General features: G+C 71.4%; 13 protein-coding genes and 1 pseudogene. 1 reads left to right on the forward strand and 13 read right to left on the reverse strand.

All coding sequences use genetic code 11. The annotated features are described in order from the left end of the window. From G3573_RS01790 to G3573_RS01835, 10 genes and pseudogenes are all read right to left on the reverse strand, one after another. Window positions 1–273: pseudogene (locus G3573_RS01790) on the reverse strand (PhoH family protein); the annotation flags it as partial. Beyond that, window positions 270–1,631, reverse strand: coding sequence for a tRNA (N6-isopentenyl adenosine(37)-C2)-methylthiotransferase MiaB (gene miaB / locus G3573_RS01795; RefSeq protein WP_163259136.1), 1,362 nt, complete (start codon window positions 1,629–1,631; stop codon window positions 270–272). The pseudogene G3573_RS01790 and the gene miaB, both read right to left, overlap by 4 nt. A 61-nt stretch (window positions 1,632–1,692) precedes the next feature. Continuing rightward, entirely contained in the window at window positions 1,693–2,106 is a 414-nt protein-coding gene (locus G3573_RS01800) for a Fur family transcriptional regulator (protein WP_163259137.1), read from the reverse strand. A gap of 22 nt (window positions 2,107–2,128) precedes the next feature. Beyond that, window positions 2,129–2,584 (reverse strand): N-acetyltransferase, encoded by a 456-nt coding sequence (locus tag G3573_RS01805; RefSeq protein WP_163259138.1) that lies wholly within the window; start codon window positions 2,582–2,584, stop codon window positions 2,129–2,131. Beyond that, window positions 2,581–3,219, reverse strand: coding sequence for a tRNA (adenosine(37)-N6)-threonylcarbamoyltransferase complex dimerization subunit type 1 TsaB (tsaB, locus tag G3573_RS01810; protein ID WP_346427324.1), 639 nt, complete (start codon window positions 3,217–3,219; stop codon window positions 2,581–2,583). The genes G3573_RS01805 and tsaB overlap by 4 nt, the downstream gene beginning before the upstream one ends. After that, window positions 3,216–3,821 (reverse strand): DUF1131 family protein, encoded by a 606-nt coding sequence (locus tag G3573_RS01815; protein WP_163259139.1) that lies wholly within the window; start codon window positions 3,819–3,821, stop codon window positions 3,216–3,218. The genes tsaB and G3573_RS01815 overlap by 4 nt, the downstream gene beginning before the upstream one ends. Window positions 3,822–3,893: 72 nt before the next feature. Then, complete coding sequence (locus tag G3573_RS01820; protein ID WP_163259140.1) at window positions 3,894–4,466, reverse strand: NifU family protein; 573 nt, start codon at window positions 4,464–4,466, stop codon at window positions 3,894–3,896. A gap of 52 nt (window positions 4,467–4,518) precedes the next feature. After that, complete coding sequence (locus G3573_RS01825) at window positions 4,519–4,989, reverse strand: universal stress protein (protein WP_163259141.1); 471 nt, start codon at window positions 4,987–4,989, stop codon at window positions 4,519–4,521. Window positions 4,990–5,015: 26 nt separating this feature from the next. Continuing rightward, on the reverse strand, window positions 5,016–9,884 hold the full coding sequence (locus tag G3573_RS01830; protein WP_163259142.1) for an NAD-glutamate dehydrogenase: 4,869 nt from the start codon (window positions 9,882–9,884) through the stop codon (window positions 5,016–5,018). Between the two features lie 489 nt (window positions 9,885–10,373). Beyond that, window positions 10,374–11,441: an AI-2E family transporter gene (locus tag G3573_RS01835; protein WP_163259143.1), complete on the reverse strand. Its 1,068-nt coding sequence runs from the start codon at window positions 11,439–11,441 to the stop codon at window positions 10,374–10,376. 115 nt (window positions 11,442–11,556) lie between these two features. On the opposite strand from G3573_RS01835, the gene G3573_RS01840 reads away from it, so the two are divergent. Further along, on the forward strand, window positions 11,557–12,999 hold the full coding sequence (locus tag G3573_RS01840) for a helicase HerA-like domain-containing protein (RefSeq protein ID WP_163259144.1): 1,443 nt from the start codon (window positions 11,557–11,559) through the stop codon (window positions 12,997–12,999). Between the two features lie 3 nt (window positions 13,000–13,002). Here G3573_RS01840 and G3573_RS01845 read toward each other — a convergent pair whose 3' ends face one another. From G3573_RS01845 to timA, 3 genes are all read right to left on the reverse strand, one after another. Next, window positions 13,003–13,287 carry a 2TM domain-containing protein gene (locus G3573_RS01845; RefSeq protein WP_163259145.1) on the reverse strand — a complete coding sequence of 95 codons (285 nt, stop codon included), beginning with the start codon at window positions 13,285–13,287 and terminating at the stop codon, window positions 13,003–13,005. A gap of 76 nt (window positions 13,288–13,363) precedes the next feature. Continuing rightward, window positions 13,364–14,401 (reverse strand): MltA domain-containing protein, encoded by a 1,038-nt coding sequence (locus tag G3573_RS01850; RefSeq protein ID WP_163259146.1) that lies wholly within the window; start codon window positions 14,399–14,401, stop codon window positions 13,364–13,366. Next, on the reverse strand, window positions 14,398–15,015 hold the full coding sequence (timA, locus tag G3573_RS01855; RefSeq protein WP_346427325.1) for a TIM44-related membrane protein TimA: 618 nt from the start codon (window positions 15,013–15,015) through the stop codon (window positions 14,398–14,400). Before timA ends, G3573_RS01850 begins: the two co-directional genes overlap by 4 nt. Window positions 15,016–15,170: the final 155 nt, after the last annotated feature.

A 15,170-nucleotide genomic window follows, 5' to 3' on the forward strand; every position in this document is an offset into this window, starting at 1 on the left:
GCTCTCGCCGGCCCGGGCCGCGGCGGCGGAGGCGCGCACGTCGGCCTCGGTCACCTCGGCGCCGGCCTCGGCCCGCTGGGCCAGGGTGTCGATCGCCCGCTTCACGCCGGCGCGGGCGCGCGCGTCGCCCTTGATGGTGACGCCGCCGCCGGGGGTCTCGATCAGCACGTGGAAGGCGTCTTCCAGCAGGGCGGCGTGACGGCTGTTGGGCCCGGACACGGCGCGGACCGCGACGTCGGACAGCGGCACGAAATCTTCGGAGCGTGAACTCACGCGGCCTCGCGGGCGGCCAGGGCGCCGGTCAGGCTGTTCTTGCCGGCGACCTCGATGCGAACCGGAACGATCTGGCCGATCAGCTGTTCCGCGGCGTCCACGTGCACGCCTTGCAGGTAGGGAGAACGTCCCACGGCCTGGCCGGGGTGGCGGCCCGGGCGCTCGAACAGCACCGGCAGGGTGCGCCCGACCATGGACGCGTTGAAGGCTTCGCGCTGCTGGTCCAGCAGGGCGTTCAGGCGGGCCAGCCGCTCGACGGCGACCTCGTCGGGCACCTGGTTCGGCATGGCCGCGGCCGGGGTGCCAGGACGGCGCGAGTACTTGAACGAGAAGCACGCGGCGTAATCGACCGCGCGGACCAGCTCGAGGGTGTCCTCGAAGTCCTTCTCGGTCTCGCCGGGGAAGCCCACGATCATGTCGCCGGCGATGGCGATGTCGGGCCGCGCGGCGCGGATCTTCTCGATCACCGCCACATAGCTCTCGGCCGTGTGCTTGCGGTTCATGGCCCGCAGGATCTTGTTCGACCCGGCCTGCACCGGCAGGTGCAGATACGGCATCAGGGCGTCCAGCTCGCCGAAGGCGGCGATCAGGTCCTCGCCCATGTCGTTGGGGTGGCTGGTGGTGAAGCGGATGCGGTCCAGGCCGTCGATCCTGGCCAGGGCGCGCACCAGCTCGGCCAGCGAGCCCCGGTCGCCGGAGGCCTCCAGCCCGTCATAGGCGTTGACGTTCTGGCCCAGCAGGGTGACCTCGCGCACGCCCTTGGCGGCCAGGCCGCGGGCCTCGGCCAGCACGCTGTCGACCGGACGCGAGTACTCGGCGCCGCGGGTGTAGGGCACCACGCAGAAGGTGCAGAACTTGTCGCAGCCCTCCTGCACGGTCAGGAAGGCGGTCGGCCCGGAGACGTGGCGCTCGACCGGCAGGGCGTCGAACTTTTCGTCGGGGGCGAAGTCGGCGGCCAGGCGCTCGCCGCGGGCGCGGGTCACCTTGGCGATCAGCTCGGGCAGCTGGTGATAGGCCTGCGGCCCGACCACCAAGTCGACCACCGGGGCGCGCTTGATGATCTCGTCGCCCTCGGCCTGGGCCACGCAGCCGGCCACGACCACGCCCATGCGGCCACCGCCGGCGGCGTGCTTCTCCTCGCGCATCACACGGATGCGGCCGAGCTCCGTGTAGACCTTCTCGGCCGCGGCCTCGCGGATGTGGCAGGTGTTCAGAACCACCAGGTCCGCGCCCTCGGCCTGGTCGGAAACGGCATAGCCCAGCGGGCGCAGGACGTCGGCCATGCGCTCGCTGTCGTAGACGTTCATCTGACAGCCGTAGGTCTTGATGTAGAGACGCTTGGACGCGGGCTCGCTCATGGAACCGTTATGCGGGAAAGGGCGGGAGCGGCGCAAGTTCGCGGGCGCCGCAGCTTTCCCCTCACTTCTTCTCTTCCAGCGGCACGCCGTAGAGCTCGAGCTTGTGGCCGATCAGCCGATAGCCCAGCCGTTCGGCGATGGCTTCCTTCAGCTTCTCGATCTCTTCGTCGAAGAACTCGATGACCTTGCCCGTGCGGGTGTCGATCAGGTGGTCGTGGTGGTCCTCGGTCGCTTCCTCGTAGCGGGAGCGGCCGTCGCCGAAGTCGTGCTTCTCCACGACTCCGGCCTCTTCGAACAGGCGCACGGTCCGGTAGACCGTGGCGATCGAGATGTGCGGGTCCACCGCCGAGGCGCGGCGGTACAGCTCCTCGACGTCCGGGTGATCGTGGGACTGGGCCAGCACGCGCGCGACCACGCGGCGCTGGTCCGTCATGCGCATGCCTTTTTCGACGCAGAGCTGTTCGATGCGATCCATGGCGCGGAAGATAGGCGGGAGATCAGCCGAAGTTAAGCTCGCGTCGCAAGACCAGCGCGTCGACCGGCGCGCCTTCGCGGCGGCGATAGTAGCCGCGCCGCCGTCCGGCCTCGGCGAAACCGGTTTTCCTATACAACTCAACGGCCGCGGCGTTGTCGACCGCGACCTCCAGGAACATGGCCTCGGCCCCGGTGACCCGCGCCAGCTTCTGGGCGGCCTCGACCAGGGCCAGGCCTACCCCCTTCCGACGGGCGGAAGGTGTGGTCGCGACGGTGAGAATCTCCGCTTCGCCGGCGACGCTGCGGCACAGGATGAAGCCGGCGACCGCGCCGTCCAGCTCGACCAGCAGGCCGAAGGCGCCCGGCCCCAGCAGCAGCTTTTCCAGCTCCGGCGCCGGCCAGGCCGGATCGAAGCCGGCCTCGGCGTGCACCCGCGCCAGGGCGTCGAGGTCGAAGGGGGTGGCGGGGCGGAGGTTCACGCCGGCAGCTTGGCGTCGGGCGCGCGCAGATAGACCGGCCGCGGCGCCTCGAGCGGCTCGACCGCAGCGGCGACCAGGCCGGCCAGAGCGACGGGATCCGCGCCCGCGCGATCCTCGACCACGGCGTTCGGGAAGGCCTCGGCCAGCAGCTTCGCGCCGGAGCCGACCAGGCGGTCGGGCCCGCGGGCGTCAACGTCGATCAACATCTGCACCGCGTCGGCCACCGTCAGGGCGCTGGGCTCGGTCGCGGCCGCGCCGCCCTGGAAGCCCTGGACGTAGACCTGCTCGCGCCGGGCGTCGATCACACAGGCGGTGAAGCCTTCGGTGTGGTCGGCGGCCATGGCCGCCAGCGTACCGACCGCGACCACCGGCTTGTCGAGCGTCAGGCCCAGGCCCTTGGCGAAGGCCAGGCCGACGCGCAGGCCGGTGAAGGAGCCCGGACCGGCGGTGACGCCGATCCGGTCCAGGTCGGCGAAGGCCAGGCCGGCCTCGACCATCAGGCGTTCGACCAGCGGCGCCAGACGCTCCTGGTGGCCGCGGGCCATGGGCTCGGAGCGGGCCGCGCGCACGCGGCCGTCCTCGACCACCGCGGCCGAACAGGCCTCCAGCGAGGTGTCCAGCGCCAGGACGATCACGGGCGGGTCCAGACGAATTCGTTCAGCTGGGCCCTGGCGGCCAGCACGTCGGCCGGCGGCATGTCGCTGGAGGTCCAGCCCGGCACGCCGAACACGTATTCGATGGGGTCGGCGGGCGCGCGCTTGCAGACCACGGCGTTGACCTGGCGGCCCTCGCCCATGCGGCAGTCGGCCGGCGTGAACTTCGCGTCGGGCCACTTCTGCAGCAGGGTCTCGCCCTGCGGGCCGTGGAAGCCGCCGCCCTGGACCAGGATGCGCGAGACCTTGCCGTCAGGCCCGCCCTGCAGCTCCAGCGCGGTGGTGTCGTCCATGAAGGCGGTGATGATCGGGACCGGCGCGCCGCCGGCGTGCAGGAAGGCCGTCTCGACCTTGGCGTCCGGGAAGGCCGCCTGCACCGCTTCGACGGTGAAGGGGGTGTGGGCGCCCAGCGCGCCGACGCCGCGGGACCAGATCGCTTTGGGGTCGGCCTTGCCGGCCGGGGCCGCCGGCGCGGCTTGCGGCGTCGCCGCCGGTTCGGCCGGGGCGGCGGGCGTTTCGGTCGAGCGCTGGCAGGCGGCCAGCAGGGCGGCGGTCGCGAACAGGGGAAGAGCGGCGCGGATCATGCGGTCCTCGAAAAAGGTCTGGGTTCCGACGAAAACGCGGAGCTCGCCAGGGGGCTGCTTCGGGGGGCTGCCTCAGAGGGTCTGTTCGACCCGGGTGACCTCGGGGACGTAGTGGCGCAGCGTGTTCTCCACACCGGCCCGCAGGGTGGCCGACGAGGACGGGCAGCCGGAGCAGGCGCCGCGCATGCGCAGATAGACCACGCCGGTGTCGGGCTCGTAGCGGTCGAACAGGATGTCGCCGCCGTCCTGGGCCACGGCCGGGCGGATGCGGGTGTCCAGCAGGTCCTTGATCTCGGCCACGATCTGGGCGGCTTCGCCCTCGTAGGCGTCGGCCGCGTGGCTGACGCCGGCGGCGCCGTCGCGGAACAGCGGCTGGCCCGAGGTGAAGTGGTCCATCACCGCCGCCAGGATCGGCGCCTTCATCTGCGACCAGCTCAGGCCGCCGTCGGTCTTGGAGACGCTGACGAAGTCGGGGCCGAAATAGACCCGCTCGACGCCCTCGACCTGGAACAGGGCCTCGGCCAGCGGCGAGGCCTGCGCCTCCTCGATGGAGGCGAAGTCGTGCGCCCCGTCCTCGGCCAGGGCGCGGCCCGGCAGGAACTTCAGGGTGTTCGGGTTGGGGGTCGGTTCGGTCTGGATGAACATGCGGCTCAGATGGCCTCGAACGGCGGGACGGGCAAGCCCTGACCGCGGCGGCTCACGCCAGCTCGGCGATCTCGTCGTCGGTCAGGTCGCCGGGGACGACGGTGACGGGGATCTTGCGGCGGCCGCCGAAGCCGGCGCCCTCCTTGGCGATCGAGGAGACCAACGGGCCCGGACCGCGGCCGCCGACGGCGGCGGCCAGGACCAGGATCTTGATCTCCTCGTCGTCGAGCACGGCCTGGCGGATGGCGGCCTTGGTGTCGCCTTCCTTGATCAGGAATTCCGGGGCCACGCCGGAGCGTTCGGCGACCCCGACGGCGAGGCGCTGCAGCAGGGCCTCGGCCTCGGCCCGCTGCTCGCGCTCGATCTCCTCGCGCACGCCGGCCCAGTGCTCGAAGGCCGGCGGCGGCAGGACGCGCAGCATGGCCACGCGTCCGCCGGTGGTCCAGGCGCGGCGGCACGCGTAGTGCAACGCCGCCCCGAACTCGAGGCTGTCGTCGACCACCACGAGGAACTTGCGGGTCATCGCGGCGGCCGCGCGCGTCGACGGCCTCAGGCCGCCGACGCCAGCTCCCGGATGGCGGCGTTGGCGATGGTGAGCTTGGCGAAGCTCCACCCCGCGCCCGCCTGTTCGATCTCCTCGATCGTCCTGCGGGCGTGGTCCACCGTCGCTGCGCGGGCGCGCACCCACTCCTGGATGGCCTGGCGGGCCGCCTCGCCGCTTCCGACGGAGGCCGGGCTGGCCGCCTTGCCGATCGCCAGGGTCAGGGCCGCCTGCTCGGACAGCAGGTCCTCGATCAGCCGGCGCACGGCCAGCCGCTCGAAGTGGTCGGACGGGGCCAGCGAACCGGCCGCCGAGCGCAGGCGGTCGAAGGCGAAGGCCGCGCCGACCTGGTGGTAGAGCCGCGCGGTGGCGGCCACCGGCCAGTGCATGCGGCCGGCCAGCTCGGCCATGTCGCTGGTGGCGGTCAGCGGACGCAGGACCGCGATCGAAGCGGCCAGGTCGGCCGGGGCGCCGGCGGCGACCAGGCTGTCGACCCGGTGGCGCATGGCCGCCTGGTCGAAGTCCGACAGCAAGCTCGCGCCCTCGGCCCGCACGGCGTCGACCGCCGGACGGTAGACGTCGATCAACTGTTGCACGGTCGCGCCGCCGCGGGCGGCCCGGCGCGCCAGCCAGAAGGCCAGGCGACGCAGCGCGCCGGCGGCTTCACGGTAGAGCGCGGTCTGGGCCTCGGCCGGGATCTTCAGATCCAGGCTGGAGATCACCGACCAGGCCTCGTCCAGGCGCAGGGCCTGGCGGGCGGCCTCGAAGGCGACGACCAGCTCGCGGGCGTCGCAGCCGGCGGTGGCCCGCACCCGCGAGGGGAAGGTCGCGCCGGTCATGTTGACCATCTCGTTGGAGATCACCGTGGCGATGATCTCGCGCCGCAGACGGTGCTGGTCCATCTCGTCCTGATACCGGCGCAGCGGCGTCGGGAAGTAGTCCTTCAGCGTGGTCTCGAAGAAGGCGTCATCCGGCGCGGCCGAAGCGACGACCTCGTCGAACAGCTCGATCTTGGCGTAGGCGGTCAGCACGGCCAGCTCCGGCCGGGTCAGGCCGCGGCGGGTGTTCTGCAGCTCGACCATGGCCGCGGTCGAAGGCAGGCCCTCGACCTTGCGGTCCAGCTTCCCGGCCTGCTCCATGCGGCGCATGAAGCGCTCGTGCGCGCCGGCGTCGGCCGCGGCCGAGGCTTCCTGCAGGGTCAGGGCCAGGGTCTGGTCGTAGTTGTGCTGCAGCACGTGCTGGGCGACCTCGTCGGTCATGCTCGCCAGCAGCGCGTTGCGGGCCTCCCGCTCCAGCTCGCCCTTACGCTCCAGGCCGCCGGTCAGGATCTTGATGTTCACCTCGTGGTCGGAGGTGTCCACGCCGGCCGAGTTGTCGATGGCGTCGGTGTTGATGCGCCCGCCGCTCTGGGCGAAGGCGATGCGGCCGGCCTGGGTGACGCCCAGGTTGGCGCCTTCGCCGACCACGTCGACGCGCAGCTCGTTGCCGTCGACCCGAATGGCGTCGTTGGCCTTGTCGCCGACCTGCAGGTCGGACTCGGTCGGCGCCTTCACGTAGGTGCCGATGCCGCCGAAGTAGAGCAGCTCGGCCTCGGCCTTCAGGATGGCGCGCATCAGGTCGGTCGGCGACAGGCTGTCGTCGGACACGCCCAGCACCGCCTTCACCTCAGGCGTCAGCGGGATGGACTTCAGCGAGCGCGAGAACACGCCGCCGCCGGCCGAGATCAGGCTCTTGTCGTAGTCCTGCCAGGACGAGCGCGGCAGGTCGAACAGACGCTTGCGCTCGTTCCACGACACCGCCGGATCCGGGTTCGGATCGAAGAAGATGTCGCGGTGGTCGAAGGCGGCGACCAGCCTGATCGCCTTGGACAGCAGCATGCCGTTGCCGAACACGTCGCCGGACATGTCGCCCACGCCCACCACGGTGAAGGGCTGGGTCTGGATGTCCTTGCCCATCTCGCGGAAGTGGCGCTTCACCGCTTCCCAGGCGCCGCGGGCGGTGATGCCCATGGCCTTGTGGTCGTAGCCGACCGAGCCGCCCGAGGCGAAGGCGTCGCCCAGCCAGAAGCCGTAGTCGGCCGAAACGCCGTTGGCGATGTCGGAGAAGGTGGCCGTGCCCTTGTCGGCGGCGACCACCAGGTACGGGTCGTCGCCTTCCCAGGCGATGACGTTGGCCGGCCGGATGACCGCGTTCCTGGCGTCGATGTTGTCGGTGATGTCCAGCAGGCCCGACAGGAAGGTCTTGTAGGCCCGCACGCCCTCGGCGCGGATCGCGTCCGGCGCGCCGCCGCGGGGCAGCTGCTTGGGATAGAAGCCGCCCTTCGAGCCGACCGGCACGATGACGGCGTTCTTCACCTGCTGCGCCTTCACCAGGCCCAGCACTTCGGTGCGGAAGTCGTCGCGACGGTCGGACCAGCGCAGGCCGCCGCGGGCGACCGGTCCGAAGCGCAGGTGCACGCCCTCGACGTGCGGCGACCACACGAAGATTTCGCGATAGGGCTTGGGCAGCGGCAGGTCGGCCAGCTCGCGCGAGGCGATCTTGAAGGAGATGTACGGCTTCGGACCGCCGTCCGGACCCACCTGGTAGTAGTTGGTGCGCTTCACCGCGCCGACCAGCAAGGCGATGCGGCGCAGCGCGCGGTCGTGGTCGAGGCTGGCCACCGCCTGCAAGGCGGACAGGATCTCGCCCGTCAGGGCTTCGACCGCCTGGGCGCGCGCGGACGCGTCGCCGGCGTGGGCCGGGTCGAACTTGGCGGCGAACAGCTTCAGGATCAGCCGGCCGACGGCCGGGTTCTCGATCAGCGCGGCTTCCTGGGTCGCCTGGCTCGGGTCGAGGCCCGACTGCTGGCGATAGCGGGCCAGGGCGCGGATCAGCGCCGCTTCACGCCACGAGATGCTGAGCTCCAGCACCAGGCGGTTGAAGCCGTCGCTCTCGGTGCGGCCGGTCCAGACGGCCGCGAAGGCCTCCTCGAACGGCTTCTTGATGTCGCGGAACACCAGGTCGGCGCCGCGCGGGTCTTCCAGCAGGAACTCGTGGATCCACACCGGCTCGGCCGCGCCGGCCGGACGGACCGGGTTGCCGTATTCCTCGAGCGCCTTCAGGCCCATGTCCTCGAGGATCGGCAGCACGTCGGCCAGCGGCACGGCGTCGCCGCGGCGGTACAGCTTGAAGCGGAACTGCAGCGAGGAGTCGGTCGGGGCGCGGAAGGCGCGCACGGCGACCTCGCCGTCGCCCAACCGGTCCACCTCGGCCATGTCGACCAGGGCCTCGGCCACGTCGTAGCGGTCGCGGTAGGCGACCGGGAAGCCTTCGGACCAGCGGCTGGTCACCGCGCTGACCTCAGCGTCGGCGATGCCGGACTCGCGCACGGCCTGCTCGAAGCGGTCCGGCCAGGCGCGGCTGACCTCGACCACGCGGGCCTCGACCTCGGCCGGATCCGGCTCGGGATGCGCGCCCGGCTGCACGCCGATGATGTAGTGGATGCGCACCAGCGGTGCGTCGGACAACTGCGGGTACCAGGCCGACACCCGGCCGCCCCAAGCCTTGGCCATCACTTCGCCGGCGCGTTCGCGCACGCCCGGGTCGTAGCGTTCGCGCGGCACGTACATCAGCACCGAGACGAAGCGGTCCAGCGGATCGCGACGGGTGAACAGGCGGATGCGCGGGCGGTCGAACAGGTGCAGGACGCCCAGCGCGATGCGCTGCAGGTCGTCCTCGCTCATCTGGAAGAGTTCGTCGCGCGGATAGTTCTCGACGATGTTGCGCAGCCGCTTCTCGTTGTGGCTGCCCGGCGCCTTGGCGGCGCGCGCCATGACGTTGGCGACCTTGCGGCGGATCAGCGGCACCTGGCTGGCGGTCAGGTCGTAGGCCTCGGCCGTGAACAGGCCGACGAAGCGGACCTCGCCGGTCGGCCTGCCGTCCGGGCCGAAGCGCTTGATGCCGATGAAGTCCATGTAGCCGCGGCGGTGGACGCGCGAGCGCAGGTTGGCCTTGGCCACCGTCACCGGCTCGCCGAGATTCAGCTGCTGTTTCATCTGCCGGGTCAGCACGGCCGGCTCGTTGGCGCGGCGCAGGACCGGACGGCTCGGATCGCGCAGCAGGCCCAGGCCCTGCTGCGGTTGGCTCAGCGGCGCTTCCGCCTCGTAGCCGCCGTCGGCGGTGCGCGGATAGTCGTAGACGCGCGCGCCGAGGAAGACGAAGTGGTCGGCGTTCAGCCACTTCAGGAAGGCGGCCTGCTCGGCCACCAGGGCCGGGTCGACGCCCGCGACGCCCTTTTCCAGCCCGGCCACGGTGCGGCCCAGCAGTTCCTGCATCGGGGTGAAGTCGGCGACGGCGGCGCGCACGTCGGCCAGCGCCACCTGCAGGCCCTCGATCAGGCCGGCGCGGCGGTCTTCCGCGACCGGATCGATCACCACCAGGATGGTGGACTCGCGCTGGGTGTCGCCGTGGGCGCGGCGCAGGCCCTGGCCGAAGCGCTCCAGGGTCAGCACCGGGTGGAACATGGCGCGCACGGACACGCCGTGGTCGGCCAGTTCGCCCATCACGCTGTCGACCAGGAAGGGCGCGTCGTCCTGGACGATCTCCAGCACGTCGTAGGCCATCGGCCGGCCTTCGGCGCCGCTGGCGCGGCGCAGCCGGATCATCGGCCCGGCGCCGCCTTCGCGGACTTCGCCGAACTTCCAGAAGTCGGCCAGCACGGCCGCGAAGTCCTCGGGGCTCAGCTGCGGGGTCTCGTCGGCGACGTAGTCCTCGAGCGCCTGCTCCAGGAAGGAGTGCTCCAGGCGGTCGAGCTCGGTGGCGCCAGGGCGGCCCAAGGCCTTCGCAAACGCCTTCTTCAAAGCGTCGATGGTGAGGGTGGGCACGCCGGCGCCGTCCATGGGGGATCCTCGCAGCTTCGGCCGGAGCCTAACCCGCTCCCGTCGCCGATCAACTAACGAGCCCTGTGCTAGGCCATACGGCGCGAAAACGAAAGCCGGACCCAGAACGGGAGCCGAAAAAGAATGCCCCGAAAGAGAAAGGTCGCGGGACGTTTTCGCATTCGCCGCGATTTTGGCGGATGAAAGACGCTTTCCTGCCGCAACTTCCGCAGACCCGCGTTCGGCGGAGCGCCCTCGGCTCCGCCAGGACCCGCAAACGAAAAGCCGCCGGATGCTTTCGCATCCGACGGCTGCGTCCCTCCGAGGGGGGAGAACGAAGGGACGTTTTCGTTCGGCGACGCCGTTTCTAGGGGGACGGGGAGGGCGGCGCCGCCTGTCCGGGTATCGAGGGGAGGATGTCCGGACAGGACAGAGATAGGAATGCGCTGGGGGATTTGTAGTGGCGCCCGATCACGCCCCTGTGAATATTTTCCCAGGCAAAACCTATGGTTAAGCCGTCTCCACCTTTCGCGCGCGCTCTTCCTCCGTACGCGGATAGGGTTCGCCGTCGCCCGACAGCAGGACGGCGATCCAGCGGGTGCCGTCGAACTCGGCCAGGATGGCGATAGCCATCACCGTCAGCGGGGTGGACAGGAACATGCCGGTCACGCCCCACAGCGCGCCCCAGAAGGCCAGGGACAGCAGGATCACGACGGGATCGATGTTCTGGTTCTCGCCCTGCATGCGCGGGTAGATGAAGTTGCCGATCACGAACAGGATCACCTGCAGGCCGATCAGCAGCACCAGGGCAGGGGTGTAGGTCTCGAACTGCACCAGGGCGAACAGCGGCGGCGCCAGGCCGGCCACCGCGCCGCCGATCACCGGGATGTAGCAGACCAGGAAGACGACGAAGGCCCAGAAGCCGGGATTGTCGAGGCCGACCACCATCATCAGCACCCAGGCGGACACCGCGATCATCACCCCGGTGACGGTCTGCACCCACAGATAGCCCTCGACCCCGCCGCGGATGCGCTCGAACACGGCGGCCGCCTCGGCCCGGTCCTCGTCGCGGGGGAACAGGCTGTCGGTCTTCTTCTTGAAGCCGTTCCGCGAGGCGATCAGGAAGCCGAGATAGACCAGCACGAAGAAGGCGTCCGAGGCGAAGCCCTGCACGCCCTTGGCGGCGACGCCGACATAGCGCTCGAACTCGAAGCGCTGCACCAGCTCGTGGGCGGTGGGCGCGACGCTCAGGTGCAGCATGCCGGCGACGTCGGCGATCACCATGTCGAGCCGGGCGCTCAGGTTGTTGGCCTTGGTGAAGAAGCCGGCGGCGCCGTCGATGATCACCCACACCGAGCCGATGAAGGCCAGGGTGATCAAGAGGATGGCGGCCGGCAGGGCGACCTTCTCCGAAACCCGGGCGTGGCGGACCAGGCCGCGGGCCAGGCCGTCGGTCATCAGCAGCAGGAAGATGGCCAGGGCCAGCGGCGTGAGGATCTCGCTCAGCCAGTAGACCGCCGCGCCGCCGATCACGACGGCGATCATCACGAGCGCATTGCGCGAGGTGGAAGAGGTCATGGCCGGTCCCCGGGTTTCGACTCAGGACTGTCTTTCGGCGCAAGCGTCCGCGTCAATCCGACGCGACCTGTGCCTGCCGCTCGGCTATGGTCCTTCGTCGCAAAGGAGACCCCGCATGGACGCGCCCCAGGGTGAGGTGCTGCTCGGCCTGTCGGACCGGCCGGTGAGCCTGAGGCTGGACCGGGTCAACCGGCACGGCGTCGTCGCGGGGGCGACCGGCACGGGCAAGACCGTCACCCTGCAGGTGCTGGCCCAAGCCTTTTCCGACGCCGGCGTGCCGGTGTTCGCCGCCGACGTGAAGGGCGACCTGTCCGGCGTCGCGGAGCCGGGCGAGCCGGGCGAGAAGATGCAGGCGCGCGCCCGCGACATGGGCCTGACCCTGACGCCGGAGGGCGCGCCGGCGATCTTCTGGGACCTGTTCGGCGAGAAGGGTCATCCGATCCGGGCCACCATCTCGGAAATGGGGCCGGTGCTGCTGGCGCGGCTGTTCGAGCTGAACGACGTGCAGGAGGGCGTGCTGACCATCGCCTTCCGGGTGGCCGACGCCGAAGGCCTGCTGCTGCTCGACCTCGACGACCTGCGCGCCGTCCTGACCCATCTGGCCGAGAACGCCGCCGAGATCGGCCGCACCTACGGGGCGGTCGCGCCGGCCACGGTCGCCGCCCTCCAGCGCAAGCTGCTGACCCTGGAGAGCCAGGGCGGGGACAAGTTCTTCGGCGAGCCGGCGCTGAAGCTCTCCGACCTGATGCGCACCGATGCGCAGGGGCGCGGCTATGTCAGCGTGCTGGCCGCCGATCGCCTGATGCAGACGCCCCGGCTCTACGCGACCTTCCTGCTGTGGCTGATGTCCGAGCTGTTCGAGGAGCTGCCCGAGGTCGGCGATCCGGAAAAGCCGCGCCTGGTGTTCTTCTTCGACGAGGCGCACCTGCTGTTCGACGACGCGCCCAAGGCCCTGCTGCAAAAGGTCGAGCAGGTGGTCCGCCTGATCCGCTCCAAGGGGGTGGGGGTCTGGTTCGTCACCCAGAACCCGGCCGACGTGCCCGACGTGGTGCTGGGCCAGCTCGGCAACCGGGTGCAACACGCGCTGCGCGCCTACACCCCGGCCGACCAGAAGGGCCTGCGCGCCGCGGCCCAGTCGTTCCGGCCCAATCCGGCCTTCGACACCGCCGAGGCGATCCAGCAGCTGGGCGTCGGCGAAGCCCTGGTCTCGGTGCTGGACGAGCACGGCGCGCCCACGGTGGTGGAGCGCACCCGCATCCGCCCGCCGGCCTCGCGCCTGGGACCGGTCCAGCCGGCCGAGCGGAGCACGATCATGGCCGCCGACCCGGTGGCCGGGACCTACGACACCCCGCTGGACCGCACCTCCGCCCAGGAAGTGCTGGCCGCCCGGGCCGAAACCCCGCGCGCGGCCGAGCCGAAGCCCAGAGCCGCGCCCCGCGCGCCGGCCCGCACCCGCCAGACCCCGACCGAAGCCTTCGTCAACTCGACGCTGCGCAGCCTGGGCAGCCAGATCGGCCGCGAGCTCATCCGCGGCGTGCTGGGGTCGTTGCGGCGCTAGGCGTCAGCTCCGCCGCGCCCGCAGCCGCTTCAGCTCCTTCTCGATCTGGCGCTCGCGCATGTCGCCGGTCTCGACGAAGGTGGCGAAGCCGTGGGCGAACAGGCCGATGCCCCAGCCGAACATCGGCCAGACCACCCACCAGTCGCCGGGCGAGGTGGCGTAGTTCAGTGCGGCGAGGCCGGCGTTGACCAGCACATAGGTCAGAAGGTGCGTGCGGAAGGCGATCTTGGCGTCGGCGCGCCGCTCCGCCCGCCGGCGCAGCGAAAACTCGGCGTCGTCTTCGGTCATCGGATCCAGTCCCCCTGTTTCCGAGCGGCACCTTTCCACGGCGCCGCTTCAAAGAACAAGGGTGCGCGACGGTCGATCAGCCGACCGGCGTCAGCCGCCACATGCGCAGGGGGTGCTTCACCCGCCCGGCCTCGGCCCCGGCGGCGGCGCCGCGGCCCATGTAGAGGTCGGCGCGCGCGGGGCCCTTGATCGCCCCGCCGGTGTCCAGCGCCACCACCAGGCGGCGATAGTCGCGCGCCGCGCCCTGCAGGGTCGGGTTGTCGGCGTCGATCCAGAACAGCTCGCCATAGCTGTGCTTGCTGGGATCCACGGCGATCGACCGGCCGGCCGGCAGGGGCACGCCCGCCGCGCCCGGCGGATCGCCGTGGTCGTCGGGCAGCAGGTTGAAGAAGACGTAGCGCGGGTTGGCGTTCATCACGCCCTGGGCGCTGGGCCCGCGATTGGCGGCCAGCCAGTCGCGGATGGCGTCGCCGGAGGTCTGGTTGGGGGCCAGCAGGCCGCGCTGGACCATCACCCTGGCCACGCCCACGAACTGGCGGCCGTTGTCGGCGGCGTAGCCGGCCCGCTGGCGGCGGCCGTCCGGGAAGGTCAGGTAACCCGAGCCCTGGATCTGCAGGAAGAACAGGTCCTCCGGGCGCATCCAGGCCAGGGCGCCGTTCGGTGGGCTCGCCTCGATGGTGGAGCGCTCGGCGTAGGCCTGGCCCTTGACCAGATCGGCCGGGCGCGGGCGCACCGGGGCCGAGAACTCGGCGTCGGCCTGGGCCTTCGCCGGATATTCCGGCGCGAAATAGGCGGTCAGCAGGCCCGTGCCCTCGACCGGCGAGGCCACGAACCGGGTCTCGAAGAAATGGCGCGCGCTCTGCGGATCGGCGGCGCGCATGGCGCGGGCGGCGGCGCAGGTGCGCTTGCCGGGTTCGGTGCGGTCGGCGCCGCAGCCGGCCTGGTAGGCCTTCAGCGCGGCGAGATGGTCTTCCTGGGCCCAGCCGGCCAGCCCCATCGGGTGGGTGGCCTGGGCCGGCGGGAGGTTGGGAACGGGGCCGCCGGTCGGCGCGGTGGCGCACGCCGCCAGCAGCGAAAGCCCTGCGAACGCCCCCAGCCGCCCCGCGAAACTCACGCCTGGGCCGCCTCTACCCGGGCCAGGGTCCAGTTCGGATCGGACCCGCCGACCAGGCGCTCGAAGCTCCACAGCTCCGCCGTGCGCCGGTCGTCCACCGCCTCGCCTTCCGGCCCCTTCGAACGGGTCCGCAGTTCGGCCAGGAAGCGCACCCGCACGCGGGCGGTGTCGCCGTCCAGCTCGGCCTGGTCCAGGTCGGCGCGCGGGGCGTGCAGGAATTCGGTCTGCTCGGAGCGGCCCTCGGCCTCGCGGGCGGCGATGGCCGCGTCGAAGCTGGCGTAGACCGCCGGCGTCAGCAGCGGGCGCAGGGCCTCGCGGTCGCCGGCGGCGAAGGCGCGCACGATCCGCTCGTAGGCGATGCGCGCGCCGTCCAGGAACTTGCCGGTGTCGAAACCGCCGTCGCGGGCCTTCAGGGCCGGCAGGCCCGGCACCGTGGCGTCGGTGGGCGAGGCTTCGACCCGTTCCGGCGCGGGCTTGCGCGCCGACCGTCCGGGTTCGGCGACCGCCTCTTCCGGCTGACGGCCCACCCGGCGGCCCAGCACGTTGTAGAGCTGGAACAGCACCACCGCGGCGATCACGGCGAAGATCACGATCTGTACGATTTGTCCGGGCACTCGCCACTCCGTTTGGTCACGTCGGGCCAGCCACCCATATAGGCGGCCTGGACGCAGGCGGCAGGCCCGATCCCGGGCCATACGGCTCGCGTTGCGCCATATCGTCCCGCGTGTTAGCAGCGCGGCTTGCTTGTAGGAAGGCCGCACGAGGCCTT

Source organism: Caulobacter sp. 17J65-9, from assembly GCF_010975005.1.
Lineage (GTDB): Bacteria > Pseudomonadota > Alphaproteobacteria > Caulobacterales > Caulobacteraceae > 17J80-11.

Excerpts from the sequence above, each read along its gene's own strand:
- miaB (WP_163259136.1), bottom strand. The coding sequence starts at position 1,631 with ATGAGCGAGCCCGCGTCCAAGCGTCTCTACATCAAGACCTACGGCTGT.
- G3573_RS01800 (WP_163259137.1), bottom strand. The coding sequence starts at position 2,106 with ATGGATCGCATCGAACAGCTCTGCGTCGAAAAAGGCATGCGCATGACG.
- G3573_RS01815 (WP_163259139.1), bottom strand. The coding sequence starts at position 3,821 with ATGATCCGCGCCGCTCTTCCCCTGTTCGCGACCGCCGCCCTGCTGGCC.
- G3573_RS01820 (WP_163259140.1), bottom strand. The coding sequence starts at position 4,466 with ATGTTCATCCAGACCGAACCGACCCCCAACCCGAACACCCTGAAGTTC.
- G3573_RS01825 (WP_163259141.1), bottom strand. The coding sequence starts at position 4,989 with ATGACCCGCAAGTTCCTCGTGGTGGTCGACGACAGCCTCGAGTTCGGG.
- G3573_RS01830 (WP_163259142.1), bottom strand. The coding sequence starts at position 9,884 with ATGGACGGCGCCGGCGTGCCCACCCTCACCATCGACGCTTTGAAGAAG.
- G3573_RS01835 (WP_163259143.1), bottom strand. The coding sequence starts at position 11,441 with ATGACCTCTTCCACCTCGCGCAATGCGCTCGTGATGATCGCCGTCGTG.
- G3573_RS01840 (WP_163259144.1), top strand. The coding sequence starts at position 11,557 with ATGGACGCGCCCCAGGGTGAGGTGCTGCTCGGCCTGTCGGACCGGCCG.
- G3573_RS01845 (WP_163259145.1), bottom strand. The coding sequence starts at position 13,287 with ATGACCGAAGACGACGCCGAGTTTTCGCTGCGCCGGCGGGCGGAGCGG.